18 protein-coding genes are annotated in these 18,369 nt (G+C 70.9%); 4 read left to right on the top strand and 14 right to left on the bottom strand.

From position 1 onward, the window contains the following. Positions 1 to 23 precede the first annotated feature (23 nt). The 9 genes from ilvC to gatC all read right to left on the bottom strand — a co-directional run bounded on the left by ilvC (position 24) and on the right by gatC (position 9,194). On the bottom strand, positions 24 to 1,049 hold the full coding sequence (gene ilvC / locus JCO01S_RS02475) for a ketol-acid reductoisomerase (protein ID WP_068250155.1): 1,026 nt from the start codon (positions 1,047 to 1,049) through the stop codon (positions 24 to 26). Between the two features lie 86 nt (positions 1,050 to 1,135). Continuing rightward, on the bottom strand, positions 1,136 to 1,642 hold the full coding sequence (gene ilvN / locus JCO01S_RS02470; RefSeq protein ID WP_068250329.1) for an acetolactate synthase small subunit: 507 nt from the start codon (positions 1,640 to 1,642) through the stop codon (positions 1,136 to 1,138). Between the two features lie 5 nt (positions 1,643 to 1,647). Next, on the bottom strand, positions 1,648 to 3,471 hold the full coding sequence (locus JCO01S_RS02465) for an acetolactate synthase large subunit (RefSeq protein ID WP_068250333.1): 1,824 nt from the start codon (positions 3,469 to 3,471) through the stop codon (positions 1,648 to 1,650). 296 nt (positions 3,472 to 3,767) lie between these two features. After that, positions 3,768 to 4,118, bottom strand: a complete 351-nt coding sequence (locus tag JCO01S_RS02460; protein ID WP_068250153.1) for a hypothetical protein — start codon at positions 4,116 to 4,118, stop codon at positions 3,768 to 3,770. Positions 4,119 to 4,243: 125 nt separating this feature from the next. After that, on the bottom strand, positions 4,244 to 4,780 hold the full coding sequence (locus JCO01S_RS02455; protein WP_068250150.1) for a SixA phosphatase family protein: 537 nt from the start codon (positions 4,778 to 4,780) through the stop codon (positions 4,244 to 4,246). A gap of 51 nt (positions 4,781 to 4,831) precedes the next feature. Continuing rightward, on the bottom strand, positions 4,832 to 5,749 hold the full coding sequence (locus tag JCO01S_RS02450) for a 2-hydroxyacid dehydrogenase (RefSeq protein WP_068250148.1): 918 nt from the start codon (positions 5,747 to 5,749) through the stop codon (positions 4,832 to 4,834). A 42-nt stretch (positions 5,750 to 5,791) separates the two neighbouring features. Continuing rightward, positions 5,792 to 7,363, bottom strand: coding sequence for an Asp-tRNA(Asn)/Glu-tRNA(Gln) amidotransferase subunit GatB (gatB, locus tag JCO01S_RS02445; protein WP_068250146.1), 1,572 nt, complete (start codon positions 7,361 to 7,363; stop codon positions 5,792 to 5,794). A gap of 3 nt (positions 7,364 to 7,366) precedes the next feature. Continuing rightward, positions 7,367 to 8,881 carry an Asp-tRNA(Asn)/Glu-tRNA(Gln) amidotransferase subunit GatA gene (gene gatA, locus JCO01S_RS02440; protein ID WP_084342561.1) on the bottom strand — a complete coding sequence of 505 codons (1,515 nt, stop codon included), beginning with the start codon at positions 8,879 to 8,881 and terminating at the stop codon, positions 7,367 to 7,369. Between the two features lie 16 nt (positions 8,882 to 8,897). Further along, a complete protein-coding gene (gene gatC, locus JCO01S_RS02435; protein WP_068250141.1) occupies positions 8,898 to 9,194 on the bottom strand; it encodes an Asp-tRNA(Asn)/Glu-tRNA(Gln) amidotransferase subunit GatC in 297 nt (98 codons plus the stop codon). A 281-nt stretch (positions 9,195 to 9,475) separates the two neighbouring features. On the opposite strand from gatC, the gene JCO01S_RS02430 reads away from it, so the two are divergent. Continuing rightward, positions 9,476 to 10,411: a type IV toxin-antitoxin system AbiEi family antitoxin domain-containing protein gene (locus JCO01S_RS02430; protein WP_068250139.1), complete on the top strand. Its 936-nt coding sequence runs from the start codon at positions 9,476 to 9,478 to the stop codon at positions 10,409 to 10,411. A gap of 96 nt (positions 10,412 to 10,507) precedes the next feature. Here JCO01S_RS02430 and JCO01S_RS02425 read toward each other — a convergent pair whose 3' ends face one another. Then, positions 10,508 to 11,311, bottom strand: coding sequence for a carbon-nitrogen hydrolase family protein (locus JCO01S_RS02425; RefSeq protein ID WP_174521057.1), 804 nt, complete (start codon positions 11,309 to 11,311; stop codon positions 10,508 to 10,510). 23 nt (positions 11,312 to 11,334) lie between these two features. Here JCO01S_RS02425 and JCO01S_RS02420 point away from each other — a divergent pair, with 23 nt between their 5' ends. The 3 genes from JCO01S_RS02420 to tpx are packed head-to-tail and all read left to right on the top strand — an operon-like array spanning position 11,335 to position 13,119. Then, positions 11,335 to 11,778 (top strand): HIT family protein, encoded by a 444-nt coding sequence (locus tag JCO01S_RS02420; RefSeq protein ID WP_068250136.1) that lies wholly within the window; start codon positions 11,335 to 11,337, stop codon positions 11,776 to 11,778. Beyond that, entirely contained in the window at positions 11,775 to 12,569 is a 795-nt protein-coding gene (locus tag JCO01S_RS02415; protein WP_068250133.1) for a hypothetical protein, read from the top strand. Before JCO01S_RS02420 ends, JCO01S_RS02415 begins: the two co-directional genes overlap by 4 nt. 55 nt (positions 12,570 to 12,624) lie before the next feature. Further along, the gene (gene tpx / locus JCO01S_RS02410; protein WP_068250130.1) at positions 12,625 to 13,119 is read left to right on the top strand and encodes a thiol peroxidase; all 495 of its coding nucleotides are present in this window, start codon (positions 12,625 to 12,627) and stop codon (positions 13,117 to 13,119) included. 77 nt (positions 13,120 to 13,196) lie between these two features. On the opposite strand, the gene JCO01S_RS02405 is transcribed toward tpx, so the two are convergent. The 4 genes from JCO01S_RS02405 to ligA form a co-directional block, all read right to left on the bottom strand. Then, positions 13,197 to 13,892, bottom strand: coding sequence for a class I SAM-dependent methyltransferase (locus JCO01S_RS02405; protein ID WP_068250126.1), 696 nt, complete (start codon positions 13,890 to 13,892; stop codon positions 13,197 to 13,199). 96 nt (positions 13,893 to 13,988) lie between these two features. Beyond that, positions 13,989 to 15,692, bottom strand: a complete 1,704-nt coding sequence (locus tag JCO01S_RS02400; RefSeq protein ID WP_068250124.1) for a DEAD/DEAH box helicase — start codon at positions 15,690 to 15,692, stop codon at positions 13,989 to 13,991. Positions 15,693 to 15,719: 27 nt separating this feature from the next. After that, positions 15,720 to 16,193, bottom strand: a complete 474-nt coding sequence (locus JCO01S_RS02395; protein ID WP_068250122.1) for a mycothiol transferase — start codon at positions 16,191 to 16,193, stop codon at positions 15,720 to 15,722. Further along, positions 16,190 to 18,304 (bottom strand): NAD-dependent DNA ligase LigA, encoded by a 2,115-nt coding sequence (ligA, locus tag JCO01S_RS02390; protein ID WP_245634307.1) that lies wholly within the window; start codon positions 18,302 to 18,304, stop codon positions 16,190 to 16,192. The genes JCO01S_RS02395 and ligA overlap by 4 nt, the downstream gene beginning before the upstream one ends. Positions 18,305 to 18,369: the final 65 nt, after the last annotated feature.

Here is an 18,369-nt window from a genome sequence, read left to right as displayed (position 1 = left end):
CTGCGGCGGGGGTCCGTGACGGGTCAGCGGGCGGCGCTGCCCTCGGTGTAGTCGTCGTCCTGCTGCTGCCAGGCGAAGTGCGAACGCAGCTTCTTGCCGGTGGCCTCGATCGGGTGGCCGGCCTCCTTCTCGCGCAGCTGCTGGAACTCGACGGCGCCGTTGTTCTGGTCGTCGATGAAGCGCTTGGCGAAGGTGCCGTCCTGGATGTCCTTCAGGACGCCCTGCATCCGGTCCTTGACCCCGGCGTCGATGATGCGCGGACCGGAGACGTAGTCGCCGTACTCCGCGGTGTCGGAGCAGGACCAGCGCTGCTTGGCGATGCCGCCCTCGTTCATCAGGTCCACGATGAGCTTCAGCTCGTGGAGGACCTCGAAGTAGGCGATCTCCGGCTGGTACCCGGCCTCGGTGAGGGTCTCGAAGCCCGCCTGCACGAGGTGGGAGACGCCGCCGCAGAGGACGGACTGCTCACCGAAGAGGTCGGTCTCGGTCTCCTCGGTGAAGGTCGTGGTGATCACGCCCGCCCGGGTGCCGCCGATCCCCTTCGCGTAGGCCTTGGCCAGGTCCCACGCCTTGCCGGAGGCGTCCTGCTCCACGGCGATGATGTCGGGGATGCCGCGGCCGGCGACGAACTCGCGACGGACCGTGTGGCCGGGGGCCTTCGGCGCGACGAGGACGACGTCGACGTTCGAGGGCGGCTGGATGTAGTCGTAGCGGATGTTGAAGCCGTGCCCGAAGACCAGCGCGTCGCCGTCCTTGAGGTTCTCGGCGATCTCGTCGGCGTAGACGGTGCGCTGGACCTGGTCCGGGGCGAGGACGACGATGACGTCCGCCTCGGCGGAGGCCTCGCCCACGGTGAGGACGCGCAGGCCCTCGTCCTCGGCCTTGGCGCGGGAGGAGCTGCCCTCGCGCAGGCCGATGCGCACGTCCACACCGCTGTCGCGAAGGTTCAGCGCGTGAGCGTGCCCCTGGGACCCGTAGCCGATGATGGCCACCTTGCGTCCCTGGATGACGGACAGGTCGGCGTCGTCGTCGTAGATCAGTTCGGCCATGCTGCTCTTCTCCTTGTGTGCTCGGCTGTTGTGGTTCTCACCCGGTGGCATCGTCTCGCGCCCGGGCGACGCGGTGTCGACGTGGGTCAGTGTCTGGACCGGTCGGTGATGGAGCGCGGTCCGCGGCCGATGGCCACGACGCCGGACTGGACGAGCTCCTTGATGCCGTAGGGCTCGAGGATCTCGAGCATCGCGGCGATCTTGTCGGAGTTGCCGTAGACCTGCAGCGTCATCGCGTCGGCGGTGGTGTCGACGATCTTCGCCTTGAACATCTGCGCCGTCTCCAGCACTCCGCTGCGGTTGGCGGCCTCGCTGCGGACCTTGACCAGGACGACCTGGCTGTTGACCGAGGCGAGCGGGTCCAGCTCGACGACCTTGATGACCTCGACCAGCTTGTTCAGCTGCTTGGTCACCTGTTCCAGGGGCAGCGTGTCGACGTCCACGACGACCGTCATCCGGGAGATCTCGGCGTGCTCGGTCTCCCCCACGGCGAGGCTGTCGATGTTGAAGCCGCGCCGGGAGAAGAGGGAGGAGATCCGGGCGAGGACGCCCGGCTTGTTCTCGACGAGGACCGAGAGGGTGTGCTTGGTCACTGTGGTCACTTCCCGTCCTGGTCGGCGTCGCTGTCCTGCTCGAGGGCGTCGGAGTCCTCGCGGTCCCACTCCGGAGCCACGTCGCGGGCGATCTGGATGGCGTCGTTGCTCACCCCGGCGGGGACCATCGGCCAGACCATGGCGTCGCGCTCGACGACGAAGTCGATGACGACGGGCCGGTCGTTGATCTCCATGGCCTCCTTGATGGTCGCGTCCAGGTCCTCCGGACGCTCGCACCGCAGGCCGGCGCAGCCGTAGGCCTCGGCGAGCTTGACGAAGTCCGGGACCCGGCTGCCGACGGAGGTGTGCAGGTCGGTGTTGGAGAAGCGCTCGTTGTAGAAGAGCGTCTGCCACTGCCGGACCATGCCGAGGCTGGAGTTGTTGATGACCGCGACCTTGATCGGGATGTCGTTGATGACGCAGGTCGCGAGCTCCTGGTTGGTCATCTGGAAGCACCCGTCGCCGTCGATGGCCCACACGACCCGGTCCGGCTGGCCCACCTTCGCCCCCATGGCGGCGGGGACCGCGTAACCCATGGTCCCGGCGCCGCCGGAGTTCAGCCAGCTCTGCGGGCGCTGGTAGTCGATGAACTGCGCCGCCCACATCTGGTGCTGGCCGACGCCGGCCGCGTACACGGCCTCGGGCCCCGCGATCTCACCGATCCGGCGGATGACCTCCTGGGGCATGAGTGCCGACTCGCTCGGCGCGGTGTAGCCGACCGGGTAGCTCTCCCGCCAGGAGGCGGTCTCGCCCGCCCACGAGGTGAAGCGCTCCGGCCGGACCCGGGCGGCGTCCCCCGTGCCGGTCTCGATCGCCTGCAGCAGCTCACTGATGATCGCCCGGGCATCGCCGACGATCGGCACGTCCGCCACGCGGTTCTTGGAGATCTCGGCCGGGTCGATGTCGGCGTGGATCACCTTCGCGTGCGGGGCGAAGGAGGAGAGCTGACCGGTCACCCGGTCATCGAAACGCGTCCCCAGCGCGATGAGCAGGTCACTGCGCTGCAGCGAGGTCACCGCCGCGACGGACCCGTGCATGCCGGGCATGCCCAGGTGCAGCCGGTGGTCGTCGGGGAAGGCCCCGCGGGCCATGAGCGTGGTGACCACGGGGATGCCGGTCAGCTCGGCCAGACGCATCAGCTCCTGGCTGGCGCCCGCGCGGATGATGCCGCCACCGACGTAGAGGACCGGCTGGTGGCTCTCGGCGATCAGCCGGACGGCCTCGCGGATCTGCTTCGCGTGCGGGCGGGTCACCGGGTGGTAGCCGGGCAGGTCCACCTGCGGCGGCCAGGAGAAGGTCGTCTTCGCCTGCTGGGCGTCCTTGGCGATGTCGACGAGCACGGGGCCGGGCCGGCCGGTGCTCGCGATGTGGAAGGCCTCTGCGACGACCCGCGGGATGTCGTCGGGGTTCGTCACGAGGTAGTTGTGCTTGGTCACCGGCATCGTGATGCCACGGATGTCGGCCTCCTGGAAGGCGTCCGACCCGATGGCGGGTGAGGCCACCTGCCCGGTGATGGCGACCATCGGGACCGAGTCCATGTGGGCGTCGGCGATCGCCGTGACGAGGTTGGTCGCGCCCGGGCCGGAGGTGGCCATGCAGACCCCGACCTTGCCGGTGGCCGAGGCGTAGCCCTCGGCGGCGTGCCCCGCGCCCTGCTCGTGGCGGACGAGGACGTGGCGGACCCTGGTCGAGTCCATCAGCGGGTCGTAGGCCGGAAGGATCGTGCCCCCCGGGATGCCGAAGACGACCTCGGCACCGACGTGCTCCAGGGCGAGGACGAGGCTCTGCGCACCGGTCACCTCCCGGGTGCTCGGCCTGGAAGCCTCCATCCGACGGGCAAGCTCCGCCGGGTTCGGGGTGCCGCTGATCCTGTCAGTCACCGTCAGTCCTTCGGTTCGCCGTGCCATCGATGCCTCCTGGTGTCCTCGCCTGCCCCGGTCATGAAAAAACCCTCCGGTCCGACGGTGGACAGAAGGGCGCGCGCTGCGTCGTGCGACGGGGTCGCCTCAGGCAGCGCGCCGGGGAAGTACGAGGAGGTGGGCCACGGCTCACACTCTCCCCCTCGCCCACCCTTGTGTCAACGTTTGAGACAACCGCGTCCATCATGCGGGATTGGCGCTCGCCCCTAGCAGGGGCCGCCGATCATCCCGATGCCGCGCAGGACGTGGACGACCGCCAGGATCGCGAGGACCAGCGCGAGCGCCAGGAGCACGACCGGGTGGACGGAGCGATCCCTCGACGCCCGGAGACCCTTCACGAGGCCGACGACCCCGAAGCCCACGCAGGCCGCCGCGGCAATGAAGGCGAAGTAGTCCGTGTACGAGCACTCCGTCAGCACCCCGTTGACCCGACGCGACGAGCTGCTGCTGATGTGGACCACGAAGGCCAGCACCCCGAAGCCGAGCCCCCACCAGAAGGGTGTCGGGACGTTCTTCGGGTCGGTGCTGCTGCGCTGGTGCACGGTCTGGTCGGTCATGGCGTCTCCCCCTGCTTCTCGTGGCCGGGAATCCCTTCCCGTGGACTTCCGCAGTTTACTATAGCAAATACCCTGCGGTGTGTCGGGGGTGCCGCGTTCGTGTCCGTGGGCGGGCGGTCGGGACGTCAGGCGCGGTCCGGCTCCGGTGACCAGAACTCGGTCAGGTCCGCGGCGCCGAAGGCCAGGTCACCCCAGTGGCCGGAGAAGCGCAGCACCGCGACCCCGCCGGGAGGGAAGCCCCGCCCGAAGGCCTCGTGCGCCCACTCGGTGCCGTTGCCGTCGGCCAGCAGGCTCGCGGCGGCCGGCAGGCCGGGGGCGTGCCCGACGACGGCGAGGACCGTGGCATCGGGCGAGGCGGTCCGGGCTGCGGCGAGGACGTCCTCCGGGGTGGCGTCGTAGAGCTGGTGGACGATGTCGATCTCGGCCTCCGCGCAGCCTGCCGCCGCGACCTCCTCCATGGTCTCCCGGGTCCGCAGCGACGGCGAGCACATCACCTCGTCGCAGCCGAGCCCCTGCTCGCGGAGCCAGCGGCCGAGCTGCTGGGCGTCGTCGCGGCCACGCTCGGAGAGGGGCCGCTCGCGGTCGTCCTGCCCGGCGCGCCCCGGGGCGGCCCTCGCGTGACGGAGCAGGACCAGGGTCCGATCCTCGGCTGACATCGTCATGTTTCGAGTGTGGCCCGCGCCACACCGAATTGCCACCCCCTGCCGAGCGGGTCAGCCCCGGGGGTGGACGTGCAGCGGGTCCTTGCCAGCGGCGAGGCGGGCGAACTGCTCGCGCAGCAGGGCCACCATCCGGGGCCGGAAGGCATCGGTCACCCCACCGGTGTGCGGGCTGATGATCACCCCGGGCGCCGTCCACAACGGGTGGTCCGCCGGCAGCGGCTCGGGGTCGGTGACATCCAGGGCGAAGCGCAACCGACCGGCCTCGGCGAGGGCGGCATCGGTGTCCAGCGCCGGGCCGCGGCCGATGTTGACCACGAGCGCGTCGTCGTGCAGCGCGGCGAGGACCTCCGCGCCGAGGACCCCCTTCGTCGCGGCCGTGCCGGGCAGCACCGAGATGACGATGTCCTGCTCGGGCAGGAGGTCGGTGAGCTCGTCCACGCCGTGGACCTGCTCGACGAGGTCGTCGCCGGCCCGGGCCCGGGAGGCGACCGCCGTGACCTCCACCTCGAAGGGGGCCAGCCGCCTGGCCACCGCGGACCCCACCGAGCCGTACCCGAGGATGAGCACCCGCTTGTCCGCCAGTCCGGGGCGGAACTTCCGGGGGAGCCACGCCCCCTTCGGCTGGGCGGTGGCGAACTCGTCGAAGCCGCGCTGCGAGGCGAGCACGAGCGCCACCCCCAGCTCGGCCGTTGCGGCGTCGTGCACGCCGTGGGCGTTCGCCAGCGCCACGTCCTCGGGGACCACGGGCAGGGCCGCATCGACACCTGCGGAGAGGAGCTGGACCAGGCGCACGGACGGTTTGTCCTTCACCGGCTCGATCTGCTCCGGCTTGGCCATGTACGGCGCGACGAAGACCTCGACGTCCTCCTCCGGCGGCGGCTCCGCCGGATCCCACACGAGGGTCGTGACGCCGTCGACCTCACCGACGGCGTCGAGCCAGGACTGATCGGGCAACGAGACGGTGACCATGGCCCGACCATATCCGCGCCTCGGTCCGGGATCGACCCGCTCTCAGCCCTCGACGCCGAGCTTGTCGAGGATCAGTGCGCGCGCCTTGCCCGCGTCCGCCTGGCCCTTCATCTCCTTCATCACCTGGCCGATGAGCGCACCGGCGGCCTGCACCTTGCCGCCGCGGATCTTCTCGGCGATGTCGGGGTTGCCCTCGATGACCGTGTCGACGGCCGCCTCGAGCGCCCCGTCGTCCTGGACCAGCTCCAGCCCGCGGGCGTCGGCGACCGCAGTGGGCGCGCCCTCGCCGTCGAGGACGCCCTCGAGCACCTGCCGGGCCATCTTGTCGTTGAGCCGGCCGGCCACGACCATCGACTCCAGCTCCGCGACGTGGGCCGGGGTCAGGCCGGCCTCCTCGGCGTACCCGACGAGGTCGGCCCCGGCATCGTTGGCGCGGCGGGAGGGCTCGCCCAGCCACCACTTGCGGGCGGACTGCGGCTTGGCGCCGGCGGCCACCGTCTCCTCGATGAGGTCGAGCGCACCCGCGTTGATGACGTCGCGCATCTCCAGGTCGGAGTAGCCCCAGGCCTCCTGCAGCCGGGCGCGGCGCTCGGCCGGCGGCTCGGGCAGGGTGGCGCGCAGCTGCTCGACCCACTCCGCGCTCGGCGCGATCGGCACGAGGTCCGGCTCCGGGAAGTAGCGGTAGTCCTCGGCATCGGACTTCGGCCTGCCGGAGGTCGTCATGCCGGTGTCCTCGTGCCAGTGGCGCGTCTCCTGCAGGATCGACCCGCCACCGCTGAGCACCGCGGCGTGGCGGCAGACCTCGAAGCGCACCGCCCGCTCCACGGAGCGGAGGGAGTTGACGTTCTTCGTCTCCGTCCGGGTGCCCATGGGCACCGCCAGCTGCTCCGGGCTGCTCGCCTCCCCCTCCTTCGTGCGGAGGGAGAGGTTGACGTCGCAGCGCATCGAGCCCTGCTCCATCTTCACGTCGGAGACGTCGAGGGCACGCAGCAGGTCCCGCAGCGCGGAGACGTAGGCGCGGGCGACCTCGGGGGCGCGCTCCCCCGCACCGACGATCGGCTTGGTGACGATCTCGATGAGCGGGATGCCGGCCCGGTTGAAGTCGACGAGGGAGTAGTCGGCGCCCTGGATGCGACCGGTCGAGCCGCCCACGTGCAACGACTTCCCGGTGTCCTCCTCCATGTGGGCGCGCTCGATCTCCACGCGGAAGGTCTCGCTCCCTTCGCCCGAGGCGGCCGGGACCTGCACGTCGAGGTAACCGTCGAAGGCGATCGGCTCGTCGTACTGGCTCGTCTGGAAGTTCTTCGGCATGTCCGGGTAGAAGTAGTTCTTCCGGGCGAAGCGGCACCAGGACGCGATCGAGCAGTTCAGCGCCAGGCCGATGCGCACGGCCGACTCGACGCCCGTCGCGTTGACCACGGGCAGCGCCCCGGGCAGCCCGAGGCAGACCGGGCAGACGTGGGTGTTCGGGTCCGCGCCGAAGGTGGTGGCGCAGCCGCAGAACATCTTCGTCGCGGTGCCGAGCTCGACGTGCACCTCCAGACCCATCACCGGGTCGAAGGTGGCGAGGGCCTCGTCGTAGGAGAGGACGTCCTCGGTGGTGGTGCTCGCCATGGGTCAGGCTCCCTTCGTGATCGCCAGCTCCGGGGCCTGCTGCAGCAGGTGGCCACCCCAGGCGGAGACGAGGCGCGCCTCGAGGGCGGCGCCGACGGTGTAGAGACGGTCGTCGGCCATGGCCGGCGCGAGGATCTGGAAGCCCGCCGGCAGTCCGTCCTCCGCCAGGCCGCTCGGCAGGGACATGCCGGGCACGCCGGCGAGATTGGCCGGGATCGTCGCGATGTCGCCGCGGTACATGGCCATCGGGTCCGTGGTGCGCTCCCCGAGGGGGAAGGCCGTGGTGGGCGCGGTCGGGCTGATGAGCACGTCCGCGGATCCGAAGGCGGCGGCGAAGTCGTCGGCGATGAGGCGACGCACCTTCTGGGCCGTGCCGTAGTAGGCGTCGTAGTACCCGGAGGAGAGGGCGTAGGTGCCGAGGATGATCCGGCGCTTGACCTCCTCGCCGAAGCCGGCGTCCCGGCTGGCGGCCATGACCTGCTCGGCGCTCGGCGCGTCCACCCCGTCCGGGCCCACGCGCAGGCCGTACCGCATCGCGTCGAAGCGGGCGAGGTTGCTGCTCGCCTCGCTCGGCATGATCAGGTAGTAGGCCCCGAGGGCGTGCACGAAGTTCGGGCAGGAGACCTCGACGACCTCGGCGCCGGCGTCCACGAGGTGGGCCACGGCCTCGTCGAAGCGGGCCTGGACCTGCGGCGCGAAGCCCTCCCCCGTCAGCTCCCGCACGATGCCGATCCGCATCCCGGCGACGTCCCCGCGCTCGGCCGCGCCCACGACGTCCGGGACCGGCTGGTCGATCGAGGTGGAGTCGAAGGGGTCGTGCCCCGCCATCGCCTCGTGCAGCAGCGCCGTGTCCAGGACGGTCCGTGCGCACGGCCCCGCCTGGTCCAGGCTGGAGGCCATCGCGATGAGACCGTGGCGCGAGACCCCGCCGTAGGTCGGCTTGACCCCGACGGAGCCGGTGACGGCGGCCGGCTGGCGGATCGAGCCGCCGGTGTCGGTGCCGGTGGCCAGGGGCGCCTGCCAGGACGCGACGGCGGCGCTCGAGCCACCGCCGGAGCCGCCGGGGATGCGGTCCAGGTCCCACGGGTTGCGGGTCGGGCCGAAGGCGGAGTGCTCGGTGGAGGAGCCCATCGCGAACTCGTCCATGTTCGTCTTGCCGAGGATCGGCATGCCGGCCGCCTTGAGGCGGGTGACGACGGTCGAGTCGTAGGGCGGGACCCAGCCCTCCAGCATCTTCGAGCCGGCGGTCGTCGGCATGCCGGTGCTCGTCATGACGTCCTTGACGGCGATGGGGACACCGGCGAGGCGGTGGAGGGTCTCCCCCTTCGCCCGGCGCTCGTCGACGGCACGCGCCTCGGCCAGCGCCGACTCCTCGGCGACGTGCAGGTAGGCGCCGACCTGCTCGTCGACGTCCCGGATGCGCTCGAGGTGGGCGTGGGTGACGTCCTCGGCGGAGAGGTCGCCTGCCGCGAGCGCGTCGGCGAGCGCGGCGGCGGTCATGCGGGTGGGGTCACTCAAGGTGGGGTTCCTTCGCTCAGTCTTCGGAGAGGATGCGCGGCACCGAGAAGCGCTGCAGCTCGGACTCGGGTGCGGCGGCGAGCGCCTCGTCCGGAGTGAGCGAGGGGCGCACCTCGTCGGGACGGGTGACGTTGACGATGGGCATGGGGTGACTCATCGGTTCGACCCCGTCGACGGGTGCCTGCTGCACCTGGGCGACCGAGGAGAGGATGACGTCGAGCTCGCCGACCATCGTGTCGAGCTCGGCGTCGGAGAGGTCGATACGGGCCAACGAGGCCAGATGGGCCACGTCGTCACGGGAGAGGTCTGCCATGCCGGACAGTCTATGTTCCGGCGCGCGGCCCGCCCGAACCGCCGCCTCCCGGCCACTACCCCGGCGGTTGGTGCGCGTCCCGGTCGACCGCCACAGCATTGGCCCGGTCGACCCTCCGCTCTGGTTACTTGCGGGTACGACGACACGCTCGGCATCTCGGGACGTTGAACCCCTCGCCATCATGGGCAATCGGGATCCCCGTACCGCGAGCGTGTCGTCGTACCCGCGGGTCATCAGGCCTGTGGACAACCCCGAGCACGGGGAGCGTTACCCGCGCGAGGATGATCGCCATGCAGGTGGAGGAAGTTCTGGCCGAGCTCGGTGGAGCAGCCACCCGGGCCGAATTGCTGGCGCGGGTCCCGGAGGGCGCGCTTCGCCGCGCGGTCGCGGCCGGGTCCGTGGAGCGACCGGCCCGAGGGCGGTACCGGCTGCCGGCCCGGCCCTGGTCCGAGGACCGCATCTCCCCCCGCGAGGTGGCCGAGGCCGGGCACCACGCCGCGCTCGAGGTGTCGGGCACGGCGATTCTGCTCAGCGCGGCAGCGCACTGGGGCTGGGCCACGAAGTGGGTGCCGACACGGCCGCAGGTGGCCGTCCCTCGCGGCCGCAAGGTCCCCGCGAGGACCAGACGCGCCATCGACGTGCGGTGGCGTGCCGTGACCAATCGTGATCGCGATGACGGGTGGGTGACCGACCGGGTCCGCACCGCCATGGACTGCGCCGTGCTCCTGCCCGCCGACGAAGGGCTCGCGGTCCTGGACTCCGCGCTCCGGGAGGGGAGGGTGGACCGGGACGAACTCGGTCTCGCTGCTGCAGCACTCCCCCGCCAGCACCGCGTGCGAGTCACCCGCCTTGTCGAGATGGCATCGGGCGAAGCGGCCAACCCCTTCGAGTCGGTCCTGCGCTGGATCGTGTCCGACACCCCGGGGCTGTGCGCCCGGCCCCAGGTGAGCATCTCCGACGACGGCGGACGGATCGGCCGGGTGGACCTGGCCGACGAGGAGCTGTGCCTCGTGCTGGAGGCCGACTCCTTCGAGTGGCACGGTAACCGGGAAGCACTTGAGAAGGACTGCATCCGGTATGACCGACTGGTCGCGGAGGGATGGCTGGTGCTGCGATTCAGCTGGGACCGGGTGATGAATCATCAGGAGTGGGTGCGGCACATAGTCCGGCGCACGGTGGCCCTTCGTGACTCGCGAGTACGACGACACGCTGGCTAGGGCGTGATGCATTCAGCCCCGGACTGTCGGCGGCAGTGGGAGCTTCTGGCCTGAGCGTGTCGTCGTACCCGCAAGTAACTTCGCGGCCGGCGAGCGCTACAGTACCGGGACGATCTCCCGAGTCCGGCGCACGAACTCACGGTCGATGTCCGCGACGAGGACGCCGTCGGCACCACCGAGCTGGCTGCGCAGGCCCCCACCGGGGTCGGCGAGCAGGCTGCGGCCGATGCCGTAGGGACCCTTCGTGGAGTCCTTCGTCCAGGACTGCCCGACGGCCAGCAGCCAGGCCTGGGCGTCGTGGGCCCGCGCCCGGGTGAGCAGGTCCCACTGGTCCGCCTTGCCGGGGCCGTCCCCCCACGAGGCGGGGAGCACGACGAGCTCGGTCCCCCGGCGCCCGAGTGCGGTGAAGTGGTTACCGAATCGCACGTCGTAGCAGGTGGCCAGCCCCACCCGCCAGCCGTCGAGGTCGACGGTGACGACCTGCTCCCCCGGGGCGACCGTCTCGGACTCGACGGAGTTGAAGGCGTCGTAGAGGTGGATCTTGCGGTAGCTCGTCTCCTCGACCCCGCCGCCGGTGACGAGCAGCGTGTTGTGCACCCGGTGGCGCGTCCTGCCGTCCGCGGTGGTGATCTCGTCGGCCGGCGTGAACATGCCGACGACGAGGGTCACCCCCTGCTCCTCCGCCAGCGCGCGCACACCGTCGGCGAACCTCCCGTCGAGGGGCTCGGCGATCGTGTCGAGTCGGCCGGCGAAGCTGGCCATCGCCGCCTCCGGATGGACGACGAGCCGCGCGCCGCGGGTCGCGGCCTCACGGGTGCCGTCGGCAATCCGACGCAGGTTCTCCACCGGGTCGCTCGTCGCGGTGAGCTGGACCCCGGCCACGGTCAGTCGCTCGGACATGCCTCCACCCTAGGCTGGAGTGCATGGCGAGCATCTTCACGAAGATCATCAACGGCGAGATCCCCGGCCGGTTCGTGTGGTCCGACGAGACCTGCGTGGCCTTCCTGACCATCGAGCCCCTCACCGACGGGCACGCGATGGTCGTCCCGCGCGATGAGATCGAGCAGTGGACCGACACCGACGAGGAGACCTGGGCCCACCTGCAGCGCGTCGCGATGATCATCGGTCGGGCCCAGCAGGCGGAGTGGGCGGCGCCTCGCATCGGGATGCTGCTCGAGGGCTTCCTCGTGCCCCACCTGCACATCCACACCTGGCCGGCCTACTCCGCCGAGGACTTCGATCCGCACGCGACCATGCAGGACGTGCCCGACGAGCGCTTCGATCACGCCGCGGAGCGTCTCCGCGACCGACTGCGCACCGACGGCCACGGGGCCAACGTGCCCGGACCGGGAGCGCTGCCCGCATGATGAGTCGCGGCCAGAAGACGCTGATCTTCCTCGGGGCCGTCCTCGCCTTCTCGGCAGCCCTCGTCGGTGGCGCCCTCCTCTTCTGGATGGACGGACAGCCGTGGCCGGCCCTCTTTTGGGCGATCGTGTGGGGCATCGCCGTCGCCGCGACGATCTGGGGTCTCATCGGCTTCCGCGGGGAGTCCGACCCGGCCATCGTCGGCGAGGGCGGGCACGAGGTCGTGGAGCCGCCGCGCTCCCCCCTTCCGCCACAGACCGATCGCGCGAACCCATGGCCCTTCGAGTGGTTGGCGCCGGCGCTCGCCGAGGCCTTCGCCGACACCCCCTACGTCGTCCGGAGCAATGGTCGGTCGATCCTCGTCCACGCCGACCTCGCCGACGCCCGCTGGCAGCACGTGGCGACGACGCACCTGCTCCGCGACACCTTCGTCGCGCGCTTCACCCCGACCGGGCGAAGGGGGGTCGTGCGCCGCAACGACGAGTCCCGCCACCTCGAGGTGCGGGCCGGGCTGACCCGTCTCGGGGCCCAGCTCGCCGTGAAGTCCGGCCGGCAGTGGAGCTTCACCCGCCGCGTCGAGTACGGGCTGGGGCTGGACGGCTTCAAGAAGCGGGTGGACTACACCTTCTCCACGGCCGAGATCAACGAGCCGGTCTCGGTCATCATGAAGCGCTCCGGCTGGCGCGAGACCCTCGACGGCGAGGCGAAGGGGGCCATGGCCATGGCCTGCCTGGGTGGTTCCGCGATCGTCCTCGTCCCCCTCGGGTTCGGCATCAACGCCCTCGTCTCCTGAGACCACACCCCGGGCCGGGGGTGACTCTCTTCGCCGTGGGGTGTAGGCATGTGCCATGGCTACCACTGCATTCAAGGGCGACACCGTCAACACCGCCGGCAACCTCCCGGCCACCGGCTCCGACGCTCCGGCGTTCGACCTCGTCGGCGACGGCCTGGCCGCGCTGACCTCCGGCGACGTGTCCGGACGCGTCGTGCTCAACGTCTTCCCGAGCATCGACACCGGCGTGTGCGCGGCGAGCGTGCGCAAGTTCAACGAGCTGGCCGCCGGCCTGGAGAACACCACCGTCATCAACGTCTCGAACGACCTGCCCTTCGCGCAGGCCCGCTTCTGCGGCGCCGAGGGCATCGAGAACGCCAAGGTCGGCTCGGCCTTCCGCTCCTCCTTCGGTGAGGACTACGGCGTGACCATGACCGACGGCCCCATGGAGGGCCTGCTCGCGCGCTCGGTCGTCGTCTACGACGAAGGGGGCAAGGTCATCCACTCCCAGCTCGTCCCCGAGATCACCCAGGAGCCGGACTACGACGCCGCGGTCAAGGCGCTCGGCTGATCGACGCAGACACCCCACGGCGACCTCGGCCCGGTGACCCTTCGGTCACCGGGCCGAGCGCTGTCATCGGGGCGTGGTCAGGTGCGCGTCAGCTCGATCATGCGCTGGTCGCGGGGGTGGCCCCAGTCGCCGAGGTACCGGAAGGACCACGGGCTGAAGCTGGCCGCCCAGCGGATGTCCTCGCGGTAGTACCAGAAGACATTGCGCTCGGTGTAGTGGCCACGCTCGGGGATGCCGTCGACGGGGAAGTCCTCCGGCTGCTCGTTGAAGGTGATGAAGAAGCGCCCACCCGATCGCATCACCTGAGCGACCCGTGCCAGGCACAGCCGGACGTGGTTCAGGGAGATGTGGGTGAAGACCGACTGCGCGATCGCCATGTCGAATTCGACGCCGAAGTCCGCGTCGAAGCGGTCCGTGCTCCGCAGGTTCGCGACGGGCAGCCGCTCCCGCTGCTCGTCGGTCAGCTCGTGGTCGTAGCCGGCGGCGACGAGGTCGGCGTTGACGTCGATGCCGTGGTAGTTGCCCGGCTCCAGGTGCTCGACGAGGTGGCGCCCGGCCCGCAGGCTCCCGCAGCCGACGTCCAGGAACCGCTGCCCCGGCTCCAGACCCTGCTGCACCAGGAAGTCCCGTTGCAGCCGTCCGATCCGTTCCCAGTGCCCACCAACGAAGCGTCGGTGACTCTGCCTGGCCACGGCACCGGCGCCGAACTTCCTTCCGGCATAATCGGGCTCGTCCTTGCCCGTGGCCTCGACCCGGGTCTCGATATGCGTCATTGCTCGATCACTCAATCAATGGTCGGGGAATTCCTCACACCCTAGGCGAAGCGCTGCGCGCCCTCCCACCGGGCCAACCCCGACCTGCACCGGGCCTCAGGGGCGCCGGCCCTTGCGGTGTGGCTTCTTGTCGGGACGCTTGCCCCGGTCCTCCCGCAGCTCGATGAGCTGGCCGGAGATCCGAGTCCGCCGCAGCCTCTCGGCCGTCCCCGGCGGCAACGTCGCGGGCAGCTCCACGAGCGAGTGGTCGCCGCGGATGTCGATGTTGCCGAAGTCCTGCCGGTGCAGACCACCCTCGTTGGCCAGGGCACCCACGATCTGGCGCGGCTGGACCTTGTGCCGGCGCCCCACGGCGATCCGGTATGTCGCGAACCGCCCCGAGGCGCCGCGATCACCCCGCCGACCCCCTTCGTCCCGGCGACGGCGCTCACCCCGGTCCCGCCGCGGGGGCTCCACCGGGTCGGGGTCCAGGAGCATCGGCTCATCACCCTGCAGGACGATCGCCAGGGCCGCGGCGACGTCGCCCTCGGGCACGTCGTACTCGCGCACGTAGTGGCCGATGACGTCGCGGAAGGTCTGCAGGTCCGAGGAGGCGAGCGCCTCGGTGATGCGCTCGTCGAGCTTCCCCAGGCGACTGGCGTTGATGTCCTCGGCGCTCGGCATCGGCATCTCGGCGAGCTTGGTGCGCGTCGCCTTCTCGATCGCCTTGAGCAGGCGCTTCTCGCGCGGGGTGACGAAGGAGATCGCGTCCCCGGAGCGGCCCGCACGGCCGGTGCGTCCGATGCGGTGGACGTAGGACTCGGTGTCGGTGGGGATGTCGTAGTTGACGACGTGGCTGATCCGCTCGACGTCGAGGCCCCGGGCGGCGACGTCGGTCGCGACGAGGATGTCGAGCCTGCCGGAGCGCAGCTGGGAGATGGTCCGCTCGCGCTGGGCCTGGGCGACGTCGCCGTTGATGGCGGCCGCGGAGAAGCCGCGGGCGCGCAGTCGTTCGGCGAGCATCTCGGTCTCGTTCTTCGTGCGGACGAAGACGATCATCGCCTCGAAGTTCTCCACCTCGAGGATCCGGGTGAGCGCCTCCACCTTCCGCGGGTAGGAGACGAAGAGGTACCGCTGCGTGATGTTCGGCGCGGTCCTGGTCGTGCGCTCGACGGTGATCTCGAGGGGGTCGGTGAGGTACTTCGAGGAGATCCGCCGGATCTGCGCGGGCATCGTCGCGGAGAAGAGGGCGACGTGCTTCTCGTCAGGGGTCGCCGAGAGGATCGTCTCGACGTCCTCGGCGAAGCCCATCTTGAGCATCTCGTCGGCCTCGTCGAGCACGAGGAAGCGCAGCTGGGACAGGTCGAGGGTCCCCTTGTCGAGGTGGTCCATGATCCGCCCCGGCGTGCCGACGACGACGTGGACGCCGCGACGCAGTGCGCTCAGCTGCACGCCGTATCCCTGGCCGCCGTAGACGGGCAGCACCCGCACGCTCGGCATCCGCGCCGAGTAGCTCTCGATCGCCTCGCAGACCTGCAGGGCCAGCTCGCGGGTCGGGGCGAGGATGAGCGCCTGGGGAGCCTTCTGCCGCAGGTCGAGTCGGCTGAGGATCGGCAGCGCGAAGGCAGCGGTCTTGCCGGTGCCGGTCTGCGCGAGCCCGACGACGTGACGGCCCTCGAGCAGCGCGGGGATCGTCGCGGCCTGGATCGGCGAGGGCCGCTCGTAGCCGATGTCCTTCAGGGCCCGCACGACCCGGTCATCGAGCCCGAGGTCGGCGAAGGTCGGCTGGTCGGGCTCGGGGGTGGTGCTCTCGGTGCTCACACCCGAACGGTAGTCGAGTCCCGGGGGTCAGCGTCCCAGGACGAGGTCGACGGTCAGGTCGACGTGACCGAGGTGCTGGTACAGCTCCTCGATGACGTGCAGCAGGACGAAGCCCTGCGTGATCACCTCCGGCTCCCCCTCGTATCGCTCGACCGGCCCCCGCGGCTCCTCCCCCGCGTCGAAGTCCGCCATGTCCGCCCGCCATCGACGCAACTGTGCAGCCACCCGCTCCTCGAGCGAGGCGATCGTCCCGGTGGCGGTGAACTCCGCGGCGCGGTCCCGGTTGACCTCCCGCGCGGCGATGACCTCGCCGCCCCAGTGCTCCATCACCCCGCAGCAGTGGGTGACGAGCGCGAAGACGCTGTTGGCGCCCTCCACCTCCGGCGGGCGTGAGAGGGCCTGCTCCCCCGCGGCCTCCACGAGCTCGTCGGCCTTCGCGAGCAGTCGCACCAGCGCCGTCTCGACGTACCACTGGCCCGTGGCCAGGTCGACGCCGCTCACGCCTCGTCCTCGCCGAAGCCGGCCACGGCCCCGGTGGCGAGCAGCTCGTCGAACTGGTCCTCGGTGAGGATCGGGCGCCCGAGCTCGCGGGCCTTCGCCTCCTTCGAGCCGGCGTTGTCACCGACCACGACCCAGTCGGTCTTCTTGCTCACCGAGCCGGACGCCTTGCCACCACGCTCGAGGATCGCCTCCTTCGCGGAGTCGCGGGACCAGCGCTCGAGGGACCCGGTGACGACGACGGTGACCCCCTCGAGGGTCAGGGCGATCGACTCGTCCCGTTCGTCCTCCATGCGCACGCCGTCGGCGGCCCACCGGTCGATGATCTGCCGGTGCCAGTCGCTCCCCTCGCCCTCGAACCAGTCCCGGACCGAGGCGGCGATCGTCGGACCGACGCCCTCGACGTCGGCGAGCTCCTCCTCGGTGGCCTCGCGGACCGCCCGCATCGACCCGAAGTGCTGGGCCAGCGCTCGTGCCGCGGTCGGACCGACGTGCCGGATGGACAGGGCGACGAGCACCCGCCACAGTGGCTGCTCCTTGGCCGACTGCAGGTGCTCGAGGAGCTTGCGGCCGTTCTCGGAGAGCACCTGCCCGTCGTGGACCACCTCCGGCGGGTCGGACTTCTTCACCCGACGCCGGTAGAGCGGCACCCGGAAGACGTCCTCGGCCGTGAGCGAGAAGAGCGTCGACTCGTCGGTGATGACGCCGGCGTCGAGCAGCCCGACGACCCCCTCCCACCCGAGGACCTCGATGTCGAAGGCACCGCGGCCGGCGAGCGAGGAGAGTCGTTCGCGCAGCTGGCTCGGGCAGGTGCGGGAGTTGGGGCAGCGGATGTCCTTGTCCCCCTCCTTCTGCTGGCCGAGCTCCGTGCCGCACGAGGGGCAGTGCGTCGGCATGACGAACTCCCGCTCGGTGCCGTCACGCAGCTCCGCGACCGGACCGAGGATCTCGGGGATGACGTCACCCGCCTTGCGCAGCACGACGGTGTCGCCGATGAGCACCCCCTTGCGCCTCACCTCGTGGGCGTTGTGCAGCGTCGCGAGGGACACCGTCGAGCCGGCGACCGTCACCGGCTCCATGACGCCGAAGGGGGTCACCCGCCCGGTGCGCCCGACGTTGACCTGGATGTCGAGGAGCCTCGTGTTGACCTCCTCCGGCGGGAACTTCCACGCGATGGCCCAGCGGGGGGCGCGGGCGGTGCTCCCGAGGCGGCGCTGCACGGCGATCTCGTCGACCTTGACGACCACGCCGTCGATCTCGTGCTCGTAGTCGTGGCGCTGCTTCTCCACCTCGGTGATGAAGCGGCGCACCTTCGTCATCGAGTCGAGGACCCGGTAGTGCGGTGAGGTCGGCAACCCCCAGGCCCGCATCAGCTCGTAGGCGTGGCTCTGGCTCTCGATGTCGAAGCCCTCCCGCCGGCCCGTGCCGTGGACGAGCATGTGCAGCGAGCGCCGGGCGGTGACCCGGGGGTCCTTCTGCCGCAGGGATCCCGCGGCGGAGTTGCGCGGGTTGGCGAAGGGGGCCTTCCCCGCCTCCACGAGACCGGCGTTGAGCTCCGCGAAGTCCTCGAGCCGGAAGAAGACCTCACCGCGGACCTCGACGAGGTCGGGCACGGGGTGCTCGCTGTCGTCGAGCCGGGTGGGGATCCCCTCGATGGTGCGGACGTTGAGGGTCACGTCCTCGCCGGTGCGGCCGTCGCCGCGCGTCAGTGCGCGGGTGAGCCGCCCCCCTTCGTAGAGCAAGTTGATCGCGACGCCGTCGATCTTCAGCTCGCACAGGTAGTGGAAGCCGCTGACCTCGCTCTCCACGCGCTGCGCCCAGCCGACCAGATCATCACCCTCGAAGGCGTTGTCGAGGCTGAGCATCCGCTCCAGGTGGTCCACGGCGGTGAAGTTGGTGGAGAAGACCCCGCCGCCCACCTGCTGGGTCGGTGAGTCCGGGGTGCGCAGCGAGGGATGGGCCTCCTCGATCTCCTGCAGCCGGTGGATGATCCGGTCGTACTCGCCGTCGCTGATCGTCGGCGCGTCCTTGACGTGGTAGGCGAACTGGGCCGCACTCGCCTGCTCGGCGAGCTCGGTCCACTCGTGTCGTGCATCCTCGGGGGTCTCGCTCACGGGTCCATCCTGCCGCACGCCTCCGACAGCGGGTCCCCCAACGGGGAGGGCACACACGTCAAGAT

This window comes from Janibacter corallicola NBRC 107790, assembly GCF_001570965.1.
Classification (GTDB): Bacteria; Actinomycetota; Actinomycetes; order Actinomycetales; family Dermatophilaceae; genus Janibacter; species Janibacter corallicola.
Note: the sequence above shows the minus strand (reverse complement) of the source record. Positions and strands in the feature narration are given on the sequence as shown.